We start from the raw sequence: 24,099 nt of genomic DNA, 5'->3' as shown, positions 1-24,099 counted from the left end.
CGACTATTTAAGCTCTGCGTGAATAGCATCTAACGCTTGACGAGTTTTTGAGTATCTCGATCATAGCGGTATAAATGTATTGTTAGGTCTTGTATGAGCGTCACAGCATCATCAATAGCTTGAATTGGCACATTGAACCACTCTTTCGCTTTGTATGATTTACCATCGTCTCCTACAACATCAATATCTAAACGGACTCGCCCAAATAGAGCGTGCAATGCACTTTCCACTGAGTTGAGATTCAGTCCCTTCAGAGGGATAACTTTGACCTGTTCTGCGCTATACATCAAAAAAGCTGGATCTTTTGCTGCTTCTTTGAATCTGGCGCTAACATCTCGTTTAGTTAAACCTATTTTGTACAAATGTTTGTACTTATCTCTTAAATCGGGCTTGTTAGTTTTTGCAATGTATATGTAACCAGTAGATTTCGACTGAGAGTATATCTGCATTCGAGGATCTGACTCTTCCGCAGATTTCACACGTTTTGCGTTAAACACCGAACCATCAGTATTTAATATTCGTTTAGCGCCTTCATCTTCTCGTATCCTTTTGGTTAAGGATCTGAGCAGCATTGTAGATTGAGTGCCATTTTCAAAAATAATGAGTAGTCGTCTATCGTCTCGATCAGTGCCACGAAATACTTCACTCATATGATCAATGAATAACAACATTCCTTTGAGCAGATAGAAATTACCTTCTTGGAACTCAAATACGGATAATTCTGATTCTGCGATAGTACCTAAGCCTTTCGTCTCAGACGTTAACCCTTTGTGAACATCCTTGAAAAGCGGGTCGAAAACATCAAAGTTTGGACAAGGCATTGTTTGCCCAACTTGTTCCGCCTTTTTGCGTTCCCGAATACGCTCAGGATCAGTTACATTTTTAATATCAAAAATGCTTGTTGAAACAGAACTCGATGGGGATAGTTGTTCTAGTAGTTTTGAGTTCAATATATCTTCGAGCGTATCAAACTCTTCTACTTCCTGAACTAACACCTCTTCAGAGCTACCACTTTCACCTAACAAGTTGAACTCATCATATTCTTTCAAGGATTCGTGGCTACCGATATCGCCTCTGATTTTTTCGAGTTTTATGCTTAGTTTAAACTCGATCATATCCCCTGATTCATTCGGTTCTCTTTGGTGTTCACGATAAAACTCAATGATTTCTAGAAAACTATCCAATTCGGTAGATTTAACCGCTTTTGTTTTCTCTTTAGGCTTAGATATCCAGCCATACTTGTCTGCATTTAACACAGCATCGAGAAATGACAAATCATCCATCTCTTATCTCCCATGTTGCTGACGCATTTGTTCAACAAAAACAATTGCTTCTGCAAGCCTTCTTTCCAGAGGATCATTTGACTCTAAGGAAGGTTTACGTTGATGGGTAGCCATAAACTCTTCAATTTTGTGTTCTTTGAAGAGGATGAGAACTTCTTCTTTAGTAATGGTGATTTTCTGTGAGTCAATTTCGTTCTTGATTGCTTTAAGAACAGGAGCATCAACAGATTTTGACAACACATCAAAAGCGTTCTCGTAGATGTTACAAGAATCAATGAGGTCAACACTTAAATTATCTAAGTCGAATTGCTTATTCGCCATTTCGATAAATCGAGAAGTTGTACCGTCACCATTTTGTTTCTCTTTAATACGAGAGGGCTTTATCAGTGCCTCTGCAACGAAATGCTGACGGATCTCTTCGACCTCTTGGTCAGATAATCCCATACCTTTGAACTTCTCTTCAATTATTCGAGGTAGGTGGACTCGGTTTGCTACTTCAGCATCAATACTGCCTGCCATTGCTTTCTGCATAACATTATCTTGCAATACAGCAGCTTGTAGTTCAGTCATATCTTCTTGAATGATCTGCTTAACTTTTTCAGTAGAAGGTTCCGCAAATCCTTTAATTTCAACTGTCCCTGATTTTTTCTGCTCATTTAATTTCTTGAGTGCTTCTTGCTCTTTCTGATAGTCGTTGTCGAACTTGTCTCTGTTAATGCTATCGTCAGAGTTCTCTTTAGACTGCGGAGAGCGGAAATTAAGCCTTGGCTCCAAGATTTGCTCCATTAGCAAAGAGCAAGTAATAGCCTTTAGCATATTGTTTACGGAATCTTTGATCAGAGTGTCACTAACATCAGGGTTTACAATGAGGTTGGTAAACTGAGCGTGAGTCTTGTTTTCTGAGTCACGGGTACATCGCCCGATAATCTGAATAATTTCAGTCAGTGAACCTCTGTATCCGATGGTTAACGAGTGTTCACAATACGCCCAGTCGAAGCCTTCTTTCGCTGTGCCAAGTGCAATGATGAGATCCATATCATCAACACTGGATATATCACGGAGAAAACCTTGGATTTTTTCACGCTCTTTAGGGTTGTCATTAACCAAGTCAGCTACACGAATAATTTTCCCATCAGTTTTTCGCTCAACGAAAATTACCCCTGCGTCATAAGCTTTTGGATCAATGTTTCGGTCGTCAATAATTTCACCAATTGAGTCAATGATATGGTCGACTTCTTGGTACTTATTGCCTGTTGATTCCATTGAGTTAACGTTAGGAATATGAAGAATGGTTTTTTTATCAGTATCAAGAACTTGCTCGATCTCAGATAGATAAGATCCTTGATAGAAATGGTAGCCAATGCCCAATGATTTTAGGTGCTTATAACCGTTTAACTGTTCGTAGTAGTTGTAAGTCACCTTATCAAATCGATTCTCATACTCTGGAAGCAAAACAGGCTCTGCATCGCCTCGGAAGTAAGAACCTGTCATTGCAACAATATGTGCGTTAGAGGAGTTCATTAGAGCTTGTAGAACACCGCCTAGAATGTTGTCGTCATTTGCCGACAGGTGATGAAACTCATCAATTGCGATTAAACAATCATTGAAATCTGAAGGCTCAAGAGATTTGAACGAATTGCGCAATGTTGAATGAGTACAAACGAGAACATCATCACCTGACTGCATAAACTTTTTGAAAGTGCCTGATGTATCGCTAGCGTCTATACATAGATTGTTTTCTTTTTTGACTGTCCAGTCAGCGAAAAAGCCGTAAGTTGATAAGTCAGTATCTGAGAACGATCCACCAATGGACTTTTCAGGTACGGCAATGATCGTTTTCTTGATGTTTTGGTTGTGCATTTTATCAAGAGCAATGAACATCAATGCACGAGACTTACCAGATGCTGGCGGTGACTTCAGCAATAGGTATTGAGACTGACGAGCTTCATAAGCTCGTGCCTGCATCTCCCTCATACCCATAGTATTGGTATTTACGCTATCGGAGCTTGTTTGATATGTAACTTCAACAAAGTTTGTAGTCATTACTGTTGCTCCTTCATTTCAGCATACATTTTGAATAGCACTTCAAGACGTTCAGCGTCAGTAGTGATAGGCTTCGAGCGATTTGTGGCTTTTTGGTATAGTGAATCCACAAAGGCATCTAAGTCATCGTGAGCATTACGTAGGTCAGTTGGCATTTTTTTAACGTCATATAGTTGTGCTAATGTGCCTCCATCTATTATTCGCTCTCTGATGATACGATTAGCAGCTTGGCAGAGTTGGTTCTCTTCATCAGCATTTAGAGTAGGTATTGGGAATGTATTAAAACACAGCGTGTTAGAGTAACGGGGATCTTGTTTTAATCTTCCACCTACCGACTTAACCCATAGGTTATGATGGATTGATGTTAGAAATGCAAAGATAGGTTTTGAGCATCCATAAAGAACAAAGTTAGCATCGCTACCAACTGTATTGGCATCTTGGAAATCCATAGGAATATAGTTTCTGTTTTCTGATGAAACCCTTGGTATGAATAAACCTGATTTATATTGATATCGATCCTCATCAAAGTGGTGGGCTGAAGATGCGGCTTTTCTAGTCTGAGCCTTTTTACTTGCTAACCTCATTGCTCTTGTTTCATCTATTCGATGTGCAATAGGAGCTATCTTAGACGCTTCTTCTAACTGTTCATCTTCAATCCATATGCACCACCTTACCTTTCCGTTTATCAATTCATCCGAACCAATGTACTTCTTGATATAGGTTGATGCTTGAGGGTATTCTCTGACCAACTCATCCTTCTCTTCAGTAGATAGAATGAGGTTGCCACCATCAGTAGGTTGACACCCTTTCACCATTTTTAACGGGGTAAAAATTGGAGTAGAACTAGGCTCAACAAAAATAATTTCAGTAGGAGCTAAATAGGGGTTGATTGAACTTGTAGTAACTCTTATCCCATTTTCAAAGATGTACTTCTCATTTCTAGCACCATGACTTGATAAGCCAATTACAACGCAGAATACAGCGGCTTTGCTTTTTGCATTATTAGACCACAGAAACGATTTATGAGCGAAAATGATGTCTATTGAATTTCCAAGAATATCTTTCCATAAAATCGGTACTTGTTCGCCTTGGGATATCGAGTTGGTTGCAACAAAAGCGCACTCTGCTTGAGAGCCTTTGATATAATCAGCACCCTTATAAAACCAACAAGCAACATAATCTAGCTTTCTAAAAGAAGGTATTTTAGAAAGCATTTCTTCCATATCTTTCTTTTGCCAGTCTTCTTGCATTGAAGATCCTAAAAAGGGCGGGTTGCCAACGATATAAACTTCCCCCTCGTTTGGCATCACTTCGTTCCAGTCGATACGTAGAGCATTTCCGTGAATAATGTTATTGAACGATTTTAGAGGTAGTGTAGCTTCACTAGCCCCAAACTCTTCATTGAACTGTTGATTCATTTGGTGTTCAACAAGCCAAAGAGAGAGTATTGCAATACTACAAGCAAAATCATCATACTCAATGCCATAGAACTGACCGAGGGAAATTCCACACTGTGGAGCACCGAACATAAGGTTCATTTGATCGTCAGCACCTTCGAGGTGGCGAATCGCTTTAAGGATCTTCATCTCTAGCTGACGTAGCTCCTTATACGCAATGATCAGGAAGTTACCTGAACCACAAGCCATATCTCCGATTTTTATCTTTGATAGTCTTGCACAAAGGGCTTTTAGGTTTTTGACCTTGGTTTCATCTTTAACGTCAGTATCTAGGATTTTTAGATATTCCTCGGTTAGCTTGTCCAAAAACAGAGGGCTTAATACCTTCATAATATTTTGAACAGACGTGTAGTGCATTCCCATCTCTGAACGTTTTTTTACGTCCATAACGGCTTGTATCATTGAACCGAAAATATCAGGGTTGATAGCAGACCAGTCTAACGAGCCACACTCGATAAGTGCCCTACGAGATCGAGTATTAAAGTGAGGAATCGAAATCTTCTCAGCAAACAATCCACCATTTACATAAGGGAAAGATTTGAAATTATTTGAGCAGTTTTCACGATTAGTAGTGTCAAGAATGGTAAACAGCTCTTCCATCACTGTATGAACATTAGAACCATCATCGTGTGAAAGCGAGCCGAGTGTTTTAGTAAACTGATCTTTGGCGAATATCCCAGTATCTTCCGCAAAGAAGCAGAACAACACACGAGACAGAAACACGTTCATTGCGTGGATCTGTTCTTCGGTTTCGATAGCATTTTCGACTTTTAGTAAGTCAAAAAGCTTTGCCATTTTCTCGGCTGCTTTAGCGTCAGCCACTGATTCTGTAGCTAGGCTAGCACGCTCCATTCCTGCTAGGGGTAAGAAGAACTCGAACTCATCGTGTAATTCTTCAATTTTGAGTTGAATCGTGTCGTCAGCTTTTACATCACGAGCAAATACGGTTTTAAAATCAGTAACAAAAACAAAGCGGATCTTGTTCTTCTTGAGTGACTTTTGTTGTGACAGTGCATCAAGCTCTTGCTCTAGGTTACTGCTGGCTTTCTTAAAGTGAATTTGTCCGTTAGAGATAACTTCATCGCTATCAGCAAACTTCTTCTTTAAGCGGGTGATCGATGCTTTTGCTGTGCCAAAACAGTTAAGGAAATCATATACGTATGATTCAGGCGTGATGCTTGTCGATAACTGACGTAGGTTATCGTGTACTTCTGTGTATGTTATTTTCATTTTTCTTCACATAGAGGTATTGAATTACTCGATATCTTACTACACGAAGCGGTATTTGAACGATACTTACGTCTTATAATCACTGCTCTCTTTGAATGGTGAGTAATCAATGGTAAGAGTGTCGACTGCTCGCTTTAGAGTGTTAATATCGAATGATTTTCCATAACGGTCATAGGTAATATTGTTTTGCATATGACCAAGTAACTCACCTGCTATTACCACCGATACATCTGCACTTTTAAGCTGTGTGGCTACAGTATGTCGGAATGAATGGAAATCGTGACCACGCCCAAACCCCAGTTTACTCTTTAAGCGCCCAAACCATTTGGATGCTGCGGTTCCGTAACCGTCACGCTCTTGTTTGAGAGCAGGGAATATACGCTCATGTTGAACGCTGCTGATATACTCAATAAAGCCAAGCTCTAACAACTTATTGTGAATTGGAACTAACCTGCGGCTGCTGTTGTTTTTTAGCCGTTGTCCTTCAAACTTGTCATCGATTCTAATGACCCAAACTCCCTCTTTTTTGAAGATGTCTTGTCTGTAGAGTTGGCATAGTTCATTGAGTCGTGCGCCAGTGAATAAGCCGAGTAGAGGCAACCAGTAGTAGTGAGGATGCTTGTATCTGTTCTGAGTGTGAATTTCTGTGGAAAAGAGCTTTTGAAGATCCGTTTGGCTGTAAGCGTTTTTAGCTTCGCTGTCTTTGCGGGTCTTTTTAAACCTCATCCCTTTAAACGGATTGATGTCAGTCAATTCCATTTGTAGACACCACTCAAAGAATGATGAGCATTTTTGGATGTAGTCTTTAACACTTTCAGGACTTAGTGTTGGCAGTTGGTGCTTTTTATTAGCATCTATTACTTTTAATCCGTTTAACCCAGCTAGTTGTTTATGCTTTTTTGCATTAACAGGGTACTGAGTTAACAGCTTACGAGCTTCTTCGGCTTGTAGACGGCGAATGTCTCTGATGTCTTCAATATCTAGTAAGGACAGAACAATGCTGCACTTGGCATAGGCCATATTTAGACTTTTTTCGCTCACCAAGTCTTTTTTAGAATCTCGGTACTTCTTTAAGCAAGCAAGTGTATTTGTGGAAGGGGAGAGCCTAGTTTCTTTTGATTTTGCAGGTAATGCAGGTTTAGCAGGTGCTACAGATGAGTTAGCAGGTACTGAGAACGGCTGGTTTGTATTGATTGCTATACGTATTTGAAGCTCTAGTTTTAAAGATTCAATGATAGCTTGCTGTCGGTCGCAGCTTCCAAACGACTTTTTAACCTCAGAAAGGTCAGAAAACAGGTGGCGAGACTTCGGAGGAATCTGATATCTGAAGTGCCAGTTTCCATTTGGTGTGATTTTTAGATAGCGCATGTTTAGTACCAAGTTTTAGTACAAACAGCCAAGATTTTGCAATTTTAGATACAAAAAGGGAGGTAAATCGTTGATTTACCTCCCTTTCCAAACGTTTGGTGGAGCTGGCGGGAGTTGAACCCGCGTCCAAAAACCATTCATCATTGGTACTACATGCTTAGTCGATCTTTAAATTCACCACCAACCTGCGAACCGACACGCTAGTTAATGGCTAACCTGAATTATAATTCGCCGTTCATCTCTCAGGTGGGAAAATCCGGGCTAGCGCGTTTGGGTTTGATCTCTCGTTGGTCCCCGTCTTACGTGCGGAAGCTAGGGCGAGAGAGCTCTGAGCAGGTTATTAAGCTGCTAGTGCGTAGTTTTCGTCGTTTGCGACTATTTTTTTGCGGCTTTTTACGTGGCCAACCGCCCCACGGCATGCACCTCAGACTGCAAAATTCCTGTCGAATCCTAAATCAGCCCCAAAGTGTTCTTCGCATGTTACCAGAAAAGCTTGGCCTGTCTAGCACTGCGAAGTTTAACTGGTCAGTTTTAGCGCAAATTACTCTTCATGATTCGCGCTTTGTCACGTGCCCAATCTTTTTCTTTCAAATCAGCACGTTTGTCGTGAAGCTTTTTACCTTTCGCGACGCCTACTTTGATCTTAGCCCAAGAACGTGACCAATACATAGTTGTCGCAACAAGCGTCATACCGTCACGGTTAACGAGACCAATCAGCTTGTCGAGTTCGCGGCGGTGCAAGAGCAGTTTGCGTACGCGCGTTGGTTCGGCAACAATGTGAGTTGATGCTTGGTTAAGCGGAATGATTGACATACCGCTGATGTAAGCCTGGCCATCACGTAGGAAAACGTAGCTCTCAGCGATATTCGCTTTGCCTGAGCGTAGGGATTTTACTTCCCAGCCCTGCAGTTCGATACCAGCTTCGATCTCGTCTTGAATGTGAAATTCGTGGCGAGCCTTCTTGTTCTGAGCGATGGTATTGCTACCCGCTTTATTCTTTGAATTCTTCTTTACCATAATGGCGTCATTATACGGCGAGTTTTTGCGTTTAGGGAAGGGTTTTATTTGCCAAGCTTTTGTTTTATGTGAGCGCGCGTTACCTCCCGATTATTAAAGGCTATGAGCGTGTGACTTGAGCTAACAGCTGCTTAACAGTAGAATCGGAGGCAACCTTTTAGTTTGGGGAGTTTTTATGCAACAAGTGACTCGCTCGGCGCTCGTGATGTTTAGCGCTGATCAAATGTTTAACTTGGTTAATGATGTCGCCAGTTATCCTGATTTTTTGCCGGGCTGTTCAGGCTCCCGTGTATTAGAGGCAACGAACTCAGCGATGGTCGCATCGGTTGACGTTTCTAAGGCAGGGATCAGTAAAACATTTACCACTGCGAATACTTTGGTGCATGGAAGCGAGATTTTGATGGAGCTGGTGGACGGGCCATTCAAAATGCTGAAAGGTGTTTGGTCTTTCATTCCACTTGATGATCAGGCGTGCAAAGTTGAGCTAAAACTAGAGTTCGAATTCTCAAGCAAAATGATTGAACTGGCGTTTGGAAAGATCTTTCACGACGTCACGAGTAACATGGTGAACGCGTTTACTAAGCGTGCCAAAGAGGTCTACACCTATGAGTGCTGAAGCTCAGCTTATCCACGTAGAAGTGGTTTATGCCCTGCCGAATGAACAGCGCGTTTTTCAGTTGGTGGTTAACCACGAATCGACGGTGGAAGAGATTATCCAAAAGTCGGGCGTTCTTTCGGTGTATCCAGAGATCGATTTGTCGACCAATAAGGTTGGCGTGTTTAGTCGTAACGTGAAGTTAGATGCCACGGTAAGAGATAAAGACCGTATTGAGATTTATCGCCCGCTACTCGCCGATCCAAAAGAAATTAGGCGTAAGCGCGCAGAGCAAGCCAAAAACGCTGGCAAAGCCGATCCGGTGACTGGCGGTAAGCCATCGCCACTTAGAAAAAGTGCGGAAGCAAGCTGATACCTTCGCTTACTGCAGAAACGAAAAAAGCTCGCCTAGGCGAGCTTTTTGTATTTTAACGAGCTAGTTCAGTGCGTCGAAGAAGTTATCGCTTGCTTCGTAGTCGCCAGCGATAGACGCCAACACGCCGTTACCGTCAAAGTTGACGACTAGATTCTGCTGAACAGAGTCGTCGTGTCCCTTGGTTGCGTGGTAGATGTAGTACCAAGTATTCGGGTAGCCGTTTTCAATGAGCATTGGTGAGCCAAGAACGAAGCGGACTTGTTCTTTGGTCATGCCATAACGCAGCTGGTCTACCGCACTTTGCTCAACGAAGTTGCCTTGGTTGATATCAATGCGATATACGATTTTTTCTATTACTGAACATCCTGTCAGCACACTGAGTGCTAGTGGTAATGCAAGTAACCACTTCTTAAATTGCATAGCTTTAATTTACAACGTCGATTTGTGAAACTGCAAAGATAATAAACAAGGATGAGCCAGAAGTAAAAACTTGTCTGCGTAAGATTGTTGCTCAAGCTCGGTTTTATGAGTTAAGCAACAATCCTCGGTTAATCTTGGTTTGTTAGGGAACTATCTCCTCGCAGTGCAATCACGCGGCGATGAGTAGCTCTTTAGCGTTTGCGAGTGTTGAATCGGTGATTTGGCTACCACCAAGTAGGCGCGCAAGCTCACTGATTCGCTCTTTCTCGTTCAGGGTCAGCATGCTGGTCTCAGTTTTGTTGGCTTTAGTCGTTTTGGTAACAAACAATTGCTGATGGCCATGACCGGCAACCTGTGGCAAGTGAGTCACACACAGTACTTGCGTCGATTCACCCAGCTTACGCAGCATTTTACCCACTACTGCGGCAGTAGGTCCGCTGATACCCACATCGACTTCATCGAAGATAAGGCTTGGCGTATCGACTTTTTGCGCAGTGATCACTTGGATAGCCAAGGAAATCCGCGATAGTTCACCACCTGAGGCGACTTTGGCGATCGGCTGCATAGGCTGACCTGGGTTGGTCGAGACCAAGAACACCACGCTATCCATGCCAGTTGGGGAAGGGTGGTCAGATTGGAATGCGACATCAATGGCGAATTTGGCTTTCTCCATACTCAGCTCATGCATGCTTTGGGAAATCAGCTTATTGAGTTCTTTTGCGTAGCGTCCACGGGATTTATTTAGCTTTTCACTGGCTCTTACGTAGGCGTCAAAGTGACTCGCCACCTCTTGCTCCATTTCTGCCATTTTTTCGTCTGAGCAATCGAGTGCTTCGATTTGCGCGAGCAAGTCTTGATGATGCTGGTATAGCTCTTCCGGTATCACATGGTGCTTGCGTGCCAGTGACATAATTTTAGAAAAACGCTCTTCCACATAAGCCATACGCTCAGGATCAACATCAATCTTGTCGAGATAATTGCGAAGCTCGGTATTGGCTTCTTCAATTTGGATGATGGCTTCTTCAATCATGTTAGGAAGTGGTGTTAGGCTCACGTCGAGCTCTGCAAGCTGTAGAAGTTTACTGCTGGCAGTTTGTAGCATAGCCAGTGCGTTGACTTCATCACCCTCATAAATGATGTCGATGGCTTGTTGGCATGTCACAGCCAATTCACCACTGTTGGATAAACGCTTGTGCTCTTGTTCAAGATCGGGGAATTCGTCTTCGCCAATCGCTAGCTCATTGAGCTCTTTTATCTGATATTCGAGCAACTGCAACTGAGCCAGGTTGTTAGCACTGTTCTCTTTCAGTTTGGTGAGTGCAATATCGGCACTACGCCAGGTCTGGTATTTTGAACGAACCTGTTTAAGCAGTGCGGTGTGGCCCGCGTATTGGTCAAGCAAGCTAAGCTGATAATCGCTCTTCATTAATTGGTGATGCGCATGCTGACCATGGATGTTTATCAGTAATTGACCAAGTGATTTAAGCTGCGACAGTGGAACCGGACTGCCATTAATGAAAGCGCGCGAACGGCCTTCTTTGGTAATGGTGCGGCGCAAGATACATTCAGTGCCATCAAACAGGTCATTATCTTCGAGCCAGCGTGTCGCTTGTTGATTGTTCTCAATCGCAAATGCGGCAGTGACTTCGGTTTTGTCTTCACCAGCACGTACGGCGCCAGCGTCGGCACGGCCACCTAAACACAGCCCAAGCGCATCGATAGCAATGGATTTACCTGCGCCAGTTTCGCCAGTGATGGTTGTCATACCTGTACATAGTTCTAACTGCAGCGATTTTACGATAGCAAAATTATTAACACTTAGATGAGACAGCATTTTTAGTTACCTGTTTAAATGAACACTACTGTATGTAAGTTCAGTATATACTGTTTCTTTATACAGTAAAGTTGCACAGGTAAATTTTTATGTGACAGGACGCACTGTTGCTGATTATTTGTTCGATAAGGCTGGAGTTTAACCGGCAGATACAAATAAGCCTCAATGGCAACATTGAGGCTATCGATTGGAATGAAGGTTATCTATCTGATTTGCTTAAAACAGTTTACTCGACCATCCGAGCTTATTTCGCAGCACGTGATAGTAGCTATAGTCTTTTGGATGGATCAGTTTTAGCGCGTTCGGGCTTTGATAGATGTGGATTTCGTCACCAGGCGATACAGGTAGTGAGATTTGTCCATCGCAGCTGACTTCTTGTGTACCACGGTTATCAGGAGACACCACTAGCTTAATACGGCAGTTGCCATCGACCACTAATGGGCGGCTCGACAAGGTATGTGGGAACATCGGCACCAATGAGATTGCATTGAGTTGTGATGATAAAATAGGGCCGCCGCCGGAGAGCGAGTATGCCGTGGAGCCTGTTGGCGTTGACAAGATAAGCCCGTCAGAGCGCAAACTGAATGCGAATGAGTCATCAATATAGACTTCAAACTCGATCATGTGCGCCACTTGTCCGGGGTGAAGAACCGCTTCATTGAGTGCTGCGTTATGACTTTTTATTTGCCCGTGCCGATGAATTTCTGCTTCTAAGAGAAAACGTTTCTCCTCAAGGTATTCACCCTTGAGAACAGATTCGAGCGCGGTTTCAAAGCCTTCAGGATTTAGATCTGTAAGAAAGCCAAGGTTGCCGCGATTGACACCAATCACGGCCACATCGAATCGAGACAATACACGAGCCGCACCAAGCATATTTCCGTCGCCGCCAACCACAATAGCCAAGTCGGCTTCTCGCCCGATACGAACTAAGCTATAGAAGTGCTGCCTTGGGATGTCGACAAGAATATCGATAAGACGATCATCGACAAGAACCTTGTAGCCTTTCGAGGTGAGCCACAAAAACAGCTCTTTATGGGTTTGAATGGCTTGCTGAGCTCGAGGTTTACCTATGATGGCGATCACCTCAAAGGGTTTTTTCATATCACTTCCAAACTATTAGTGCTTGAATCACAAATCTTCATCCCCATAATATACCCAAAGTATGTATATATGCAGTGTTTGGTGCGATTTAGTTCCTAAGAATTGTGGGTGAGTCGTATTATGCATTGCCTTGAAGCGAGTATTCCGGAGAGACCATGAGCAACGAAGAAAATAAGGTAAACCAAGAAGAGCTAAACACCCAAGAAGCGGAAGCAAAACAGGAAGATGCAGAGGTGGTAGGTTCTGACGCTGACGTGGAATGGAACGAAGAATCCGAGCAAGACATTCAAGAAGCTAAGATTGCTCAACTAGAAGCGGCGCTACTGTCTAGCGAAGCGAAAGTGAAAGAGCAGCAAGATTCTGTTCTACGCGCGAAAGCAGATGTTGAAAACATGCGTCGTCGCACAGAGCAAGAAATTGACAAAGCTCGTAAGTACGCGCTGAACAAGTTCGCTGAAGAACTGCTACCCGTGATTGATAACTTAGAGCGTGCAATCGCAGCCGCAGATGCTGAAAACGAAGCGGTAAAACCGATCGTTGAAGGTGTTGAAATGACGCACAAGACGTTTGTTGATGTGGTTGCTAAGTTTGGCCTAAAAGAGATCAATCCCGAAGGTGAAGCATTCAACCCTGAGCAGCACCAAGCAATGTCTATTCAGGAAAGTGCAGATCACGCGCCAAATACCGTCATGTTTGTTATGCAAAAGGGTTACGAGCTAAATGGCCGTGTTATCCGTCCTGCCATGGTAATGGTGTCAAAGTAGCAGATTATTTCTAGGGGTTGACACTAGAGGTTTATCCCAACGAAATTGCCTGTTCTATAAAATGAAGCCTTATTGGCTTCATTTTTTTTGGTTTATTATTCTGGTTTTTTCTTAATGTTTGGAGTTATAAACTTTAATAAATGGATAAGGAAATGTAAAATTTATGCTTTTATTTTGACTTCAGATCTGTAATATCCCCTGAGCTTTCTAACAATAAGAAAGCAAATAACTATAAAAATGCAGGGACTAAACACAACATTCTGGAGTTTTTGAATGAATAAATCACTATCCCAAAAGATCTTTGTAGGTCTATTTGCTGGCCTTTTGATTGGTACAGCGATTCAATACCTTTTCGCAGGTGTTAGCCTTTTTGACCAATATCTACTTGGTTTTGCAGAAGGCGTAGGCGGCATGTTCGTCTCATTAATTAAACTACTCGTTGTACCATTGGTATACGTTTCTATTGTTTGCGGTATCGTAGAACTTAAAGACATCAACTCTTTCGGTCGTCTTGGCGGCAAAACCTTTGCGCTTTATATTCTTAATACAGTGATCGCGATTACTTTTGCACTTGCTATCGGTATGGTCGTTCAGCCGGGTGCTGGTGCTAACCTAGGCGGCACAGTGGCTCAAGCTGTTCAGATCACGTCAACGACGACGCCTGATATCTTCTCAATGATCACTAACATTGTACCGAGCAACCCAATTCAGGCGTTTGCTAACGGTGACATGCTACAAATTATCTTTATGGCGATTCTGACAGGTCTAGCTATTCAGGCTCTGGATAAGAAAGGCGGTCCTGCTATCAACGCATTCAAAGTAGCGAATGACGTGATGATGAAGCTAATTGGTCTTGTAATGAGCCTAGCGCCATACGGTGTATTCGCATTGATGATTCAGCTTGGTGCAACGCTTGATGCCAACACGCTAGCATCGGTAGCGGGTTATGTGGCACTGGTTGTGGGTATTCTTGTTCTGTGGATCTTTGTGGTTTACCCACTTATGGTTGGCGCAACGACGAAAATGACGCCAGCACAGTTTATCCGCGCGACTCGTGAGCAGGTTCTGTTCTCGTTATCAACGGCAAGCTCTAACGCGACGATTCCTGTGACTATGCGTACTTTGACAGACAAGATTGGAGTGTCTAAATCTGTAGCAGGTTTTGGTGTACCACTAGGTGCGACCATGAACATGGCTGGTGCGTCTATCTACATCGCTATCGCAGCTATCTTCATTGCTAATGCCTTTGGTCAGCCTATCCAAATGGGCGATTTGTTTACTCTAGGTTTTACGGTACTACTACTTTCAATTGGTGCTGGTGGTGTACCAGGCGGCGGCGTGGTTATGATTGGTGTTATCCTTCACCAACTAGGCTTGCCACCAGAAGGCTTAGCCATTGTTGCTGCTGTTGACCGTATCAACGATATGTTCTGTACTAGCTCAAACGTTGTTGGTGACACTGCCGTGAACACAATTGTTGCTGGTAGCGAAGGTGAAATTGGTGAACCAGCACAGCAAGATGCTGACGCAGTGCTTGCCCAGAGCCGTGCGTAATTAAAAATAGTTTCTCTAGATGATAAACGGAGCCAATGATGGCTCCGTTTTTTATTTTTCAAGCAATTACAACGTTAGGCAGTGGGTGCAAATGATGTTCAGATGCACCATGACAACAGAAAAAACTTAAACTTTTTTCACTTTTTCCCTTGAAAAGCATTTTGACGCCCTTATCTATGGGTCATACAGAAAACAAACCTATTGCGAGCGGGCAAATTGTCGGCTCTCAGCCTCAAACTGAGGCAGCAAACGAAACAATAGAATTATTCGGAGATAGCCTGATGGGTAAAATCATTGGTATTGACTTAGGTACTACTAACTCTTGTGTTGCTGTTCTAGACGGTGACAAACCACGCGTAATCGAAAATGCTGAAGGTGAGCGTACAACCGCATCGGTTATCGCATACACAGACGGCGAAACGCTAGTAGGTCAACCTGCAAAACGTCAAGCAGTTACAAACCCAGAGAACACGCTATTTGCTATTAAGCGTCTTATCGGTCGTCGTTTTGAAGACGAAGAAGTTCAGCGTGACATCGAAATCATGCCTTACAAAATTGTTAAGGCTGACAACGGTGATGCATGGGTAGAAGCAAAAGGCCAACAAATGGCGGCTCCTCAAGTATCTGCTGAAGTACTTAAGAAAATGAAGAAAACTGCTGAAGACTTCCTAGGTGAGGAAGTCACTGGTGCAGTTATCACAGTTCCTGCTTACTTTAACGATGCACAGCGTCAAGCAACGAAAGATGCTGGCCGTATCGCAGGTCTAGAAGTTAAACGTATCATCAACGAACCAACAGCAGCTGCACTTGCTTACGGTCTTGATAAAAAAGGCGGCGACCGTACTATCGCAGTTTACGACCTTGGTGGTGGTACATTCGATATCTCTATCATCGAGATTGACGAAGTTGAAGGCGAGAAAACATTTGAAGTTCTAGCAACTAACGGTGATACGCACCTTGGTGGTGAAGACTTCGATAACCGCATGATCAACTACCTAGTTGAAGAGTTCCAGAAAGAACAAGGTATCAACCTTAAGAACGATCCACTAGCAATGCAGCGTGTTAAAGAAGCAGCAGAAAAAGCGAAGATCGAGCTTTCTTCTACTTCTCAAACTGACGTAAACCTACCTTACGTTACTGCAGATGCAACTGGTCCTAAGCACATGAACGTAAAAGTGACTCGTGCGAAACTAGAATCTCTAGTTGAAGACCTAGTACAACGTTCTCTTGAGCCACTAAAAGTTGCTCTAGCTGACGCTGACCTATCTGTTAGCGACATCAACGACGTAATCCTAGTTGGTGGCCAGACTCGTATGCCTATGGTTCAAGCTAAGGTTGCTGAGTTCTTCGGTAAAGAAGCTCGCCGTGACGTGAACCCTGACGAAGCAGTAGCAATGGGTGCTGCAGTTCAAGGTGGTGTACTTGCTGGTGATGTTAAAGACGTACTTCTACTAGACGTTACTCCTCTGTCTCTAGGTATCGAGACGATGGGCGGCGTAATGACTAAGCTAGTTGAGAAGAACACAACTATCCCAACGAAAGCGAACCAAGTTTTCTCTACAGCAGAAGACAACCAGAACGCGGTAACTATCCATGTTCTTCAAGGTGAGCGTAAGCAAGCGATGTACAACAAGTCTCTAGGTCAATTCAACCTAGAAGGCATTCAAGCTGCACCTCGCGGTATGCCTCAAATCGAAGTAACTTTCGACCTAGATGCGGACGGTATCCTGCACGTATCTGCGAAAGATAAGTCGACGGGTAAAGAGCAGAAGATCACTATCCAAGCATCTGGCGGCCTGAGCGATGAAGACATCGAGAAAATGGTACAAGAAGCAGAAGCTAACAAAGAAGCGGACAAGAAGTTCGAAGAGCTAGCAGCTGCACGTAACCAAGCAGACCAAATGATTCACGGTACTCGTAAGCAAGTAGAAGAAGCTGGTGAAGCGCTACCTGCAGAAGAGAAAGAGAAGATTGAAGCAGCGATCACTGAGCTAGAAGAAGCTCGTAAAGGTGAAGACAAAGAAGCGATTGACGCGAAAGTTCAAGCGCTAATGGCAGCGGCTCAGAAGCTAATGGAAATCGCACAGCAACAAGCTCAAGCACAAGGTGCTGGCGCTGAAGCTGGCGAACAGCCTAAGCAAGACGACGATGTTGTTGATGCTGAGTTCGAAGAAGTAAAAGACGAGAAAAAATAATTTCTCGTCGCTATAAAGCCCAATCTCGGCGTCGGAAATGCTCATTTTCGCTTTCTCTATGAAAACTAAGCAAACTGCGCGTTTCCTCCTTGAGCTTGGACTTTATGGCTTAGAGAATTCAGTGAGCTGGGTTCTCGAAAAATGATTGTTGCGGGCGTTTGGGGTAACCTTTACGCCCGCAAATTTGTAGACACTGTCGCTCTAGATAAGGAAACTACCTCCAAGGACCAAAATCCTTATCTAGAACGATACAATCCCCAAACAGCGTCGGGCTGTTTGTCGAAGTAATTGGTAACAAGCAATATGTCAAAACGTGATTTTTACGAAGTATTAGGCGTTGATCGTGACGCATCAGAGCGCGACATCAAGAAGGCGTATAAACGTCTTGCGATGAAGTATCACCCAGATAGAAACCAAGGTGATGAGACGGCGGCTGAGAAGTTTAAAGAAGTAAAAGAAGCGTACGAAATTCTTACTGAGCCACAGAAAAAAGCAGCGTATGACCAATATGGCCATGCTGCATTTGAACAAGGTGGCATGGGCGGTGGCGGCTTTGGTGGCGGCGGCGCAGATTTCGGTGACATCTTCGGTGATGTATTTGGTGATATCTTCGGTGGTGGTCGTCGTGGTGGCGGTGGTCATCGTGCGCAGCGCGGTGCAGACTTGCGTTACAACATGGAGCTAACACTAGAAGAAGCGGTTCGTGGTATTTCAAAAGAAATCGAAGTGCCGACGTTAGTCGAGTGTGAACCGTGTGATGGCTCTGGCTCGAAGAAAGGCTCTTCACCGCAAACTTGTGGTACTTGTCATGGTCATGGTCAAGTTCAGATGCGCCAAGGTTTCTTTGCCGTTCAGCAAACCTGTCCAACGTGTAACGGCAGCGGTAAGATCATTAAAGACCCATGTAACAGCTGTCATGGTCAAGGTCGCGTACAGAAGACGAAGACACTTAACGTTAAGATCCCAGCTGGCGTCGATACAGGCGATCGCATTCGTCTATCTGGCGAAGGTGAAGCGGGTGAGCATGGTGCACCAGCGGGTGATTTGTATGTACAAGTCCACGTGAAAGAGCACCACATCTTTGAGCGTGAAGGCAACAACTTGTACTGTGAAGTGCCAGTAAGCTTTGCTCAAGCTGCATTAGGCGGTGAAGTTGAAGTTCCGACACTTGATGGCCGTGTAAGCCTTAAAGTGCCAGAAGAGACTCAGACAGGCCGTATGTTCCGCATGCGTGGTAAAGGTGTGAAAGGCGTTCGTGGCGGCGGCGTTGGCGATTTAATCGTGAAGCTTGTGGTTGAAACGCCAGTGAAGCTAAGCACACGTCAGAAAGAACTTCTGCATGAATTTGAAGAGTCATGCGGCGGTGAAGCAGCGAACACGCATAAGCCAAAATCAGAAGGTTTCTTCAATGGTGTGAAGAAGTTTTTCGATGATTTAACTAGCTAATTGCTCGTTAAACGTATTTGAATCGGCCCGCGATGACGAAGGTTATCGCGGGCCGATTGCTTTTCTATGTGACGATATTTGTATTACCAGCATTCTAGCGGAGCGACATCGCCATTGGAGGTCAAACTCATTGTTTTATCCGCCCCAAGGCAAGCATCGCCAGATTGGCTGGTCGTCGTTTGTGCGATAGCCTTTATGGTATAGGCGGCGCCAGCGCTGCTCACTACCTCAAATTGATAGCGGTTGACCTGCGATTCACACACAGTACAGCGCCCACCCGAAATAACAGATTCAAAGTTGTAGCCGCTACTATAAGTGCGTTCTAGCTCTAACTGCATTTCCAGTAAATCACCCAACGCGATCATTCGATGACTTTCTCGCACCTGTTGCGTGTAGTTTGGGTAGGCAACGGAAGTCAGAATGCCGAGTATGGCTAACGTGATCAATAATTCGATCAACGTCAAACCTCTTTGTCTACTCCCACCTTGTTTGCATTTCATTATTTTAAGTCAATCCAACCGACTATTTTAAAAGACTTTTATAGTGTTCTCTGCTGTTAGGATTAACGCAAGTAGATAGGTTTGTTTGTTACCAGTTTCATAGGAATTTGGGAAATGGTTCGCGGCTTTACGTTTTTGGAATTGATCATCACAGTACTGATCTCGGGTATCGTCCTGATGGCGATGGCACCGACGTTCACCGATGTCTCCAAATCAAACAAAGTAGAGCGTGCAGCTCTTGAGCTCTACGGCGTAATTGTGCAAACACAGGCGGAAGCGATACTGCGTAATGAGCCATTATGGATCCATTTTGAAGGCTTGCCGGAAGGGGCTTCGGATGGCAACTGGACTGCGGTGGTGGCAAACAAGGGGAATCTTTCGGATAGCGACGTAAAGCGGTTGTTTACAATGTCTGGTGCCCCTTTTGATGGCACAACCATTGATCTTAATTTTAATAGTGAACAGCTAAAAATCGACCACATCACTGGCGGAGCACGTGTGGGTGGCAATATCACTATTAAACCATACCCACGCAGTGACAAGTTTGCCAAGATCGTAAGTCATGCCGCGTCAGGTCGAGTTCAAGTTTGTCAAAGTGGCGGTGAATATGGGTTAGGGGATTGCTAGGATGAAGCGTCAAAAAGGCATCACTATCATCGAAATGCTGGTGGCATCGACGGTGGGTATCATGGCGATTTCCCTAGTGGGCTCTTTGTACATATCGGTGCAAAACCACGCATCCGATCGCTCTCAACTGTTACTACTCAATCAAGCGCTCGCCACAACGGCGCGCCGTATTCAGAATGACATGATCCGTGCCGGTTTTAATGGTGAAGATAGTAAAAGCTGGGTACCTTCTGGAGCCAGCAGTACCATTTATGTGTCGCAGAGTGGGGCGGTGGCGCAGTATGCGTATCGAGATGATAGGGGAGAAGCACCGATTGAGAATGTTGTTTGGCAGTTCTCAGAAGAGGTTGGGAAACTGTCAATTTGCCGAGCTAAAACGAGCATTTCGGCTGGAACGAAAACGACCACATTCTCTAACTCAACAGGTTGCACGTCCATTTTTGAACCTAACCTTATTAAAGTAAACGATTTTTCTTTGGTGACGAATACGGTAGGGAGTAATAGCGCCACCCACCAATATATCAATCTAACCATAGATGCAGAGCTAAGAGGTAACCCTAGTGTATTCAGATCATTGACGCGACAGTTCATGGTGAGGAACGGCCAATGAAACAGCAGCTAGGTGTCGTCACACTTATGACAACGGGCTTACTGCTTGTAGTGGCTTTGATCGTTACGTTAGGGGCATACAAAACATCTCTTTATGAAATAAAACGTGCTCAAAATGAAGTAGAGGCGAGAAAGACTTATTGGGCCCTGGAAGGAGGTGTGGAATGTGGTCTAGCTCAGTTTATTCCTACTTTATCTGTTCCAGCAGAGCCCAATAAATGCGATAGCGCAATTAACATCACGCCGAGCTTCGCAGTTGACGCGATGACAAAAGAGGTAGTTCTATCGGCAAAAATGAGTTCTTATGAAGTTAGTCGCAGATTTATTCCGTCTTCTAACAGTTTAAAACCAGGTGCTATTCAAAGTACTGGAAGCTTTGTTGTAAAAAGCTCGGTAAATATCTCGACACCTGATCCGGGCAATAAATTGGAGGATGGACGTTGGGATTGTACGGCAGTTCGCTTCGGTGGTTCATTTAAAGCGAATGGCTCGATTACAAACAGTGGTGTGATACATGGTATTAGTCCTTATGAAGGCTTTGAGCATAACAACAAAGATTGTGCTGAGATGACGGTGGTCAGTGCCAACTGTTCGTCAGATACAAGCCCATCTTGTTTGAAGCAAGACTTTAAAAAAGATACAGAGCTGGATGTTTTTAAAGATTTTTTTGGTGTCGATGCAAGCTATCACAACTCGATAAGAGATAGTGGTGAATTTACCGTGATTGAGCTGAAATCTGCATCCGAAAGCGCGGGGCCTAAGAAGTGTGGCTCAAAGATCATCAAAAGCCTCAACGCTGGCAATTTAAAAATCTGGATCGAAGGTTCCTGCGTTATTTCATCTGATGAGCTGGGTTCGATCAAAACCGCGCTAAACCCTAAGGAGGGCACGAAGAAAGCGATGATGTTAGTCGTTCATGAAGGCCTATTAGCGCTGCACGGAGCTACCTCAATTAATGGCGTGGTATTTCACTTTAACCAGGACTTCTCTCCAACTAAATCGGCTTGGGATGCACTAGAACTTTCAGATAGCGCAGTCGCTCATTTCCCCGAAGACTATGGTTCTGCGGCTTACTATCAAGGCGGCAGCTTCAACATTTCTGGAGGGGTGTTCTTTGATTATCCGAAGACCAGTCATGCTTCATTGTTTAGGGATTCATTGTCGTTTCATTATAACCGCGATGTAATTCGCGACGCGCAAGGTTCATCTTCACTATTCACCTGGAAAAAAGGAGCTTGGCGTGATTTCTAAACAGCGTGGATTTAGTCTTGTCGAAGTCATGATCGCCATTTGCCTTGTTGGGGTTGGGGCGCTGGGCTTGGTGAAGATGCAGGCGTATATTGAGCAGCGTTCTGATTATGCCTACCACAGTATTCAAGCATTGGGGCTAGCAGAGGCGAAGCTAGAATGGTTTCGAACGCGCGGTGCAGATAGTACAACTTCAGATATGTTGGTGGCGGATTTCGATACTGACATCGTCTCTGGTTCTGAAAACCACCCACCTTATAGCGTAACTTGGCGAGTTCCCACCACTTCTATGGATGGTAATGTCAAAACGGTTCAAGTCGATGTAGACTGGAATGACCGACTCGGCGAATCCCGTCGTCTGAGTTTGACCACCCAAATTTCCCGTTACAGTGAGTTTGACTAGCGCTACTGGCGTCACTATCCAACATAAGACGTGTTAATTTTTTATCAGCGTCGTCTTCGCGGTTAATCTCCTGATTTTTAAAATGATGCAGAAACAGGCCTACCTGTATTTCTCCGTTGCACCTCTTACTCCCTTTAGGTTGTGTTTAATTTATAAGCTATCTTTATAATGTCGGGCATTTTGCGTGCTAGTTAGATAATTGTTTTGCTATTGTGCTAAGTGTTGTTGGTTAAATGTTATGGTAATCGGTAGTTTTTGCAAAATAAGTCTACAAATATGGAAAAAGTTCCGAATTATCTACTATTTTCAACTTTTTTAAATAAAATAGTCACGCAGATTTTATCTCATCGTGATATTTGCCTTGAGATTCACAAATAACAACATCACACACACGGAGTTACCATGAGTAACCAATCGATTAATCAAGCACCAGCTCCAAAGCCGACTGGAATGGATCGCTTTTTAAACTTTATTGAGAAAGCGGGTAACAAGATCCCAGATCCTGCTATCCTGTTTTTCTGGGCACTCGTTATTGTTTGGGTTGCATCAGCACTTTTGTCTAACGTCAGTTTCGATCTGATTAACCCACGCACCGGCACACCTCTAGAAGTGACTAACCTTCTAACAGGTGAAGCACTAGCAAGCTTCCTTGCTAACATGGTAACGACGTTCACAGGCTTTGCGCCACTGGGTATCGTACTGGTTGCGATGCTAGGTGTAGGTGTTGCTGACTCTTCAGGCTTCATCACAACTGGTCTTAAGAAGATGCTGAACTTCACGCCAGCAAAACTGTTAACTCCGATGTTGATTCTTGTTGCGATCGTATCGCACACCGCGGCGGATGCAGGTTACGTTCTGGTGATTCCTCTAGGCGGTATCATCTTCCACGCGGCGGGTCGACACCCTCTAGCAGGTATTGCAGCAGCGTTTGCTGGTGTATCAGGTGGTTTCTCTGCAAACTTCATCCCTTCAGGTATCGACCCACTACTAGCAGGTTTCACACAAACTTCTGCTCAGGTTCTTGATCCTGAATACATCGTTAACCCACTAGCAAACATCTTCTTTACTGGTCTATCTTCAGTGATCATTGTTGCTATCGGTTGGTACGTGACTGAGAAAATCATTGAGCCACGCCTAGTAAACACACCTGTTGATGAAGATGCGGAAGAAGCACCAGATCTAGGTACGTTCACAGAGACAGAATCGAAAGCGTTCCGCGCAGCAGGTTGGTCCATGATGGCGGGTATCGCACTGCTTGTTGCTGCGATTATTCCAGAGACTTCAGCGCTTCGTTCTCCAGAGGGTGAAATTACAGCGTTCTCTGCACCGCTAATGAAGTCTATCGTTCCATTGATCTTTATCTTGTTCATCATCCCAGGCTACGTATACGGCCGCGTTGCGGGCACGTTCAAGACAAGCAATGATGTCATCAAAGCGATGTCAGACACAATGGCAACGATGGGCGCATACATTGTTATGTCGTTCTTCTGTGCACAGTTCCTATCTGCATTTGGTCAGTCAAACATCGGTACTATGCTTGCACTTTATGGTGCAGAAGGTCTGAAAGCGATGAACCTGCCCGGTCAGGCGACTATCGTGGGTATGATTCTACTGACTGCATTTGTTAACCTACTGGTTGGCTCGGCATCAGCGAAATGGGCACTGATTGGTCCAATCCTAGTTCCAATGCTAATGGCGGTTGGTATCTCTCCTGAGCTATCTCAAGCGGCTTACCGTGTTGGTGATTCTGTATCGAACATCATCTCTCCATTGATGGTATTCTTCCCACTAGTTGTGGTTTACTGCCAACGCTACGTGAAGTCTACGGGTATCGGCACACTAGCTTCTCTAATGATGCCATTCTCAATCGCTATGCTGATTGGTTGGACTATCTTCTTGCTAGCTTACTGGGCTCTAGGTATTCCTCTAGGTATCCAAGCGCCATACACTTACACTATGTAAGTTAACGTAAGATATTAAAAAGCCCGCCTGGCAGATTGCCTAGGCGGGCTTTTTGTTTTTAGCTTCT

The 24,099-nt window shown here is 44.1% G+C and carries 20 protein-coding genes and 1 other RNA gene; 11 read left to right on the top strand and 10 right to left on the bottom strand.

Annotated features, from left to right (window positions below; genetic code table 11):
• Positions 1–29 precede the first annotated feature (29 nt).
• The 6 genes from ACJB0T_RS08450 to smpB form a co-directional block, all read right to left on the bottom strand.
• The gene (locus tag ACJB0T_RS08450; protein ID WP_479288860.1) at positions 30–1,283 is read right to left on the bottom strand and encodes a GIY-YIG nuclease family protein; all 1,254 of its coding nucleotides are present in this window, start codon (positions 1,281–1,283) and stop codon (positions 30–32) included.
• A gap of 3 nt (positions 1,284–1,286) precedes the next feature.
• The gene (locus ACJB0T_RS08445) at positions 1,287–3,326 is read right to left on the bottom strand and encodes a DEAD/DEAH box helicase (protein WP_479288861.1); all 2,040 of its coding nucleotides are present in this window, start codon (positions 3,324–3,326) and stop codon (positions 1,287–1,289) included.
• Positions 3,326–6,013: a class I SAM-dependent DNA methyltransferase gene (locus ACJB0T_RS08440; protein ID WP_479288862.1), complete on the bottom strand. Its 2,688-nt coding sequence runs from the start codon at positions 6,011–6,013 to the stop codon at positions 3,326–3,328. Before ACJB0T_RS08440 ends, ACJB0T_RS08445 begins: the two co-directional genes overlap by 1 nt.
• Positions 6,014–6,079: 66 nt before the next feature.
• The gene (locus tag ACJB0T_RS08435; RefSeq protein WP_479288863.1) at positions 6,080–7,381 is read right to left on the bottom strand and encodes a site-specific integrase; all 1,302 of its coding nucleotides are present in this window, start codon (positions 7,379–7,381) and stop codon (positions 6,080–6,082) included.
• Positions 7,382–7,477: 96 nt separating this feature from the next.
• Positions 7,478–7,844: a transfer-messenger RNA gene (gene ssrA / locus ACJB0T_RS08430) on the bottom strand.
• Between the two features lie 68 nt (positions 7,845–7,912).
• Positions 7,913–8,398 carry an SsrA-binding protein SmpB gene (gene smpB, locus ACJB0T_RS08425; RefSeq protein WP_112460957.1) on the bottom strand — a complete coding sequence of 162 codons (486 nt, stop codon included), beginning with the start codon at positions 8,396–8,398 and terminating at the stop codon, positions 7,913–7,915.
• Positions 8,399–8,573: 175 nt separating this feature from the next.
• On the opposite strand from smpB, the gene ACJB0T_RS08420 reads away from it, so the two are divergent.
• Positions 8,574–9,014, top strand: coding sequence for an SRPBCC family protein (locus ACJB0T_RS08420; protein WP_042476294.1), 441 nt, complete (start codon positions 8,574–8,576; stop codon positions 9,012–9,014).
• Positions 9,004–9,366 carry an RnfH family protein gene (locus ACJB0T_RS08415; protein WP_042500814.1) on the top strand — a complete coding sequence of 121 codons (363 nt, stop codon included), beginning with the start codon at positions 9,004–9,006 and terminating at the stop codon, positions 9,364–9,366. Before ACJB0T_RS08420 ends, ACJB0T_RS08415 begins: the two co-directional genes overlap by 11 nt.
• A gap of 63 nt (positions 9,367–9,429) precedes the next feature.
• Here the strand turns inward: ACJB0T_RS08415 and bamE are convergent, their stop codons facing one another.
• The 3 genes from bamE to nadK form a co-directional block, all read right to left on the bottom strand.
• Positions 9,430–9,789 (bottom strand): outer membrane protein assembly factor BamE, encoded by a 360-nt coding sequence (gene bamE / locus ACJB0T_RS08410; protein WP_042500816.1) that lies wholly within the window; start codon positions 9,787–9,789, stop codon positions 9,430–9,432.
• 169 nt (positions 9,790–9,958) lie between these two features.
• Positions 9,959–11,623, bottom strand: a complete 1,665-nt coding sequence (gene recN, locus ACJB0T_RS08405; protein ID WP_479288864.1) for a DNA repair protein RecN — start codon at positions 11,621–11,623, stop codon at positions 9,959–9,961.
• Positions 11,624–11,839: 216 nt separating this feature from the next.
• Positions 11,840–12,724: an NAD(+) kinase gene (nadK, locus tag ACJB0T_RS08400; RefSeq protein WP_479288865.1), complete on the bottom strand. Its 885-nt coding sequence runs from the start codon at positions 12,722–12,724 to the stop codon at positions 11,840–11,842.
• Between the two features lie 155 nt (positions 12,725–12,879).
• Here nadK and grpE point away from each other — a divergent pair, with 155 nt between their 5' ends.
• From grpE to dnaJ, 4 genes are all read left to right on the top strand, one after another.
• A complete protein-coding gene (gene grpE / locus ACJB0T_RS08395; protein WP_479288866.1) occupies positions 12,880–13,488 on the top strand; it encodes a nucleotide exchange factor GrpE in 609 nt (202 codons plus the stop codon).
• Positions 13,489–13,761: 273 nt separating this feature from the next.
• On the top strand, positions 13,762–15,042 hold the full coding sequence (locus ACJB0T_RS08390; protein WP_479288867.1) for a dicarboxylate/amino acid:cation symporter: 1,281 nt from the start codon (positions 13,762–13,764) through the stop codon (positions 15,040–15,042).
• 281 nt (positions 15,043–15,323) lie between these two features.
• Complete coding sequence (gene dnaK, locus ACJB0T_RS08385) at positions 15,324–17,237, top strand: molecular chaperone DnaK (protein ID WP_042500824.1); 1,914 nt, start codon at positions 15,324–15,326, stop codon at positions 17,235–17,237.
• 303 nt (positions 17,238–17,540) lie between these two features.
• On the top strand, positions 17,541–18,683 hold the full coding sequence (gene dnaJ / locus ACJB0T_RS08380; RefSeq protein WP_479288868.1) for a molecular chaperone DnaJ: 1,143 nt from the start codon (positions 17,541–17,543) through the stop codon (positions 18,681–18,683).
• Positions 18,684–18,766: 83 nt separating this feature from the next.
• Here the strand turns inward: dnaJ and ACJB0T_RS08375 are convergent, their stop codons facing one another.
• A complete protein-coding gene (locus ACJB0T_RS08375) occupies positions 18,767–19,183 on the bottom strand; it encodes a type IV pilin protein (protein ID WP_479288869.1) in 417 nt (138 codons plus the stop codon).
• Between the two features lie 114 nt (positions 19,184–19,297).
• Here ACJB0T_RS08375 and ACJB0T_RS08370 point away from each other — a divergent pair, with 114 nt between their 5' ends.
• From ACJB0T_RS08370 to ACJB0T_RS08350, 5 genes are all read left to right on the top strand, one after another.
• A complete protein-coding gene (locus ACJB0T_RS08370; protein WP_479288870.1) occupies positions 19,298–19,810 on the top strand; it encodes a GspH/FimT family pseudopilin in 513 nt (170 codons plus the stop codon).
• A 1-nt stretch (position 19,811) separates the two neighbouring features.
• Positions 19,812–20,420 (top strand): PilW family protein, encoded by a 609-nt coding sequence (locus ACJB0T_RS08365; protein WP_479288871.1) that lies wholly within the window; start codon positions 19,812–19,814, stop codon positions 20,418–20,420.
• The gene (locus ACJB0T_RS08360; RefSeq protein WP_479288872.1) at positions 20,417–21,670 is read left to right on the top strand and encodes a hypothetical protein; all 1,254 of its coding nucleotides are present in this window, start codon (positions 20,417–20,419) and stop codon (positions 21,668–21,670) included. The genes ACJB0T_RS08365 and ACJB0T_RS08360 overlap by 4 nt, the downstream gene beginning before the upstream one ends.
• The gene (locus ACJB0T_RS08355; protein ID WP_479288873.1) at positions 21,660–22,070 is read left to right on the top strand and encodes a type IV pilus modification PilV family protein; all 411 of its coding nucleotides are present in this window, start codon (positions 21,660–21,662) and stop codon (positions 22,068–22,070) included. Before ACJB0T_RS08360 ends, ACJB0T_RS08355 begins: the two co-directional genes overlap by 11 nt.
• 402 nt (positions 22,071–22,472) lie before the next feature.
• Positions 22,473–24,032, top strand: a complete 1,560-nt coding sequence (locus tag ACJB0T_RS08350) for an AbgT family transporter (RefSeq protein WP_338163660.1) — start codon at positions 22,473–22,475, stop codon at positions 24,030–24,032.
• The last annotated feature ends 67 nt before the right edge of the window (positions 24,033–24,099 follow it).

The organism is Vibrio sp. CB1-5 (assembly GCF_059412285.1).
The sequence above is the reverse complement of the archived record's forward strand: the minus strand, read 5'-3'. Positions and strand labels throughout refer to the sequence as shown.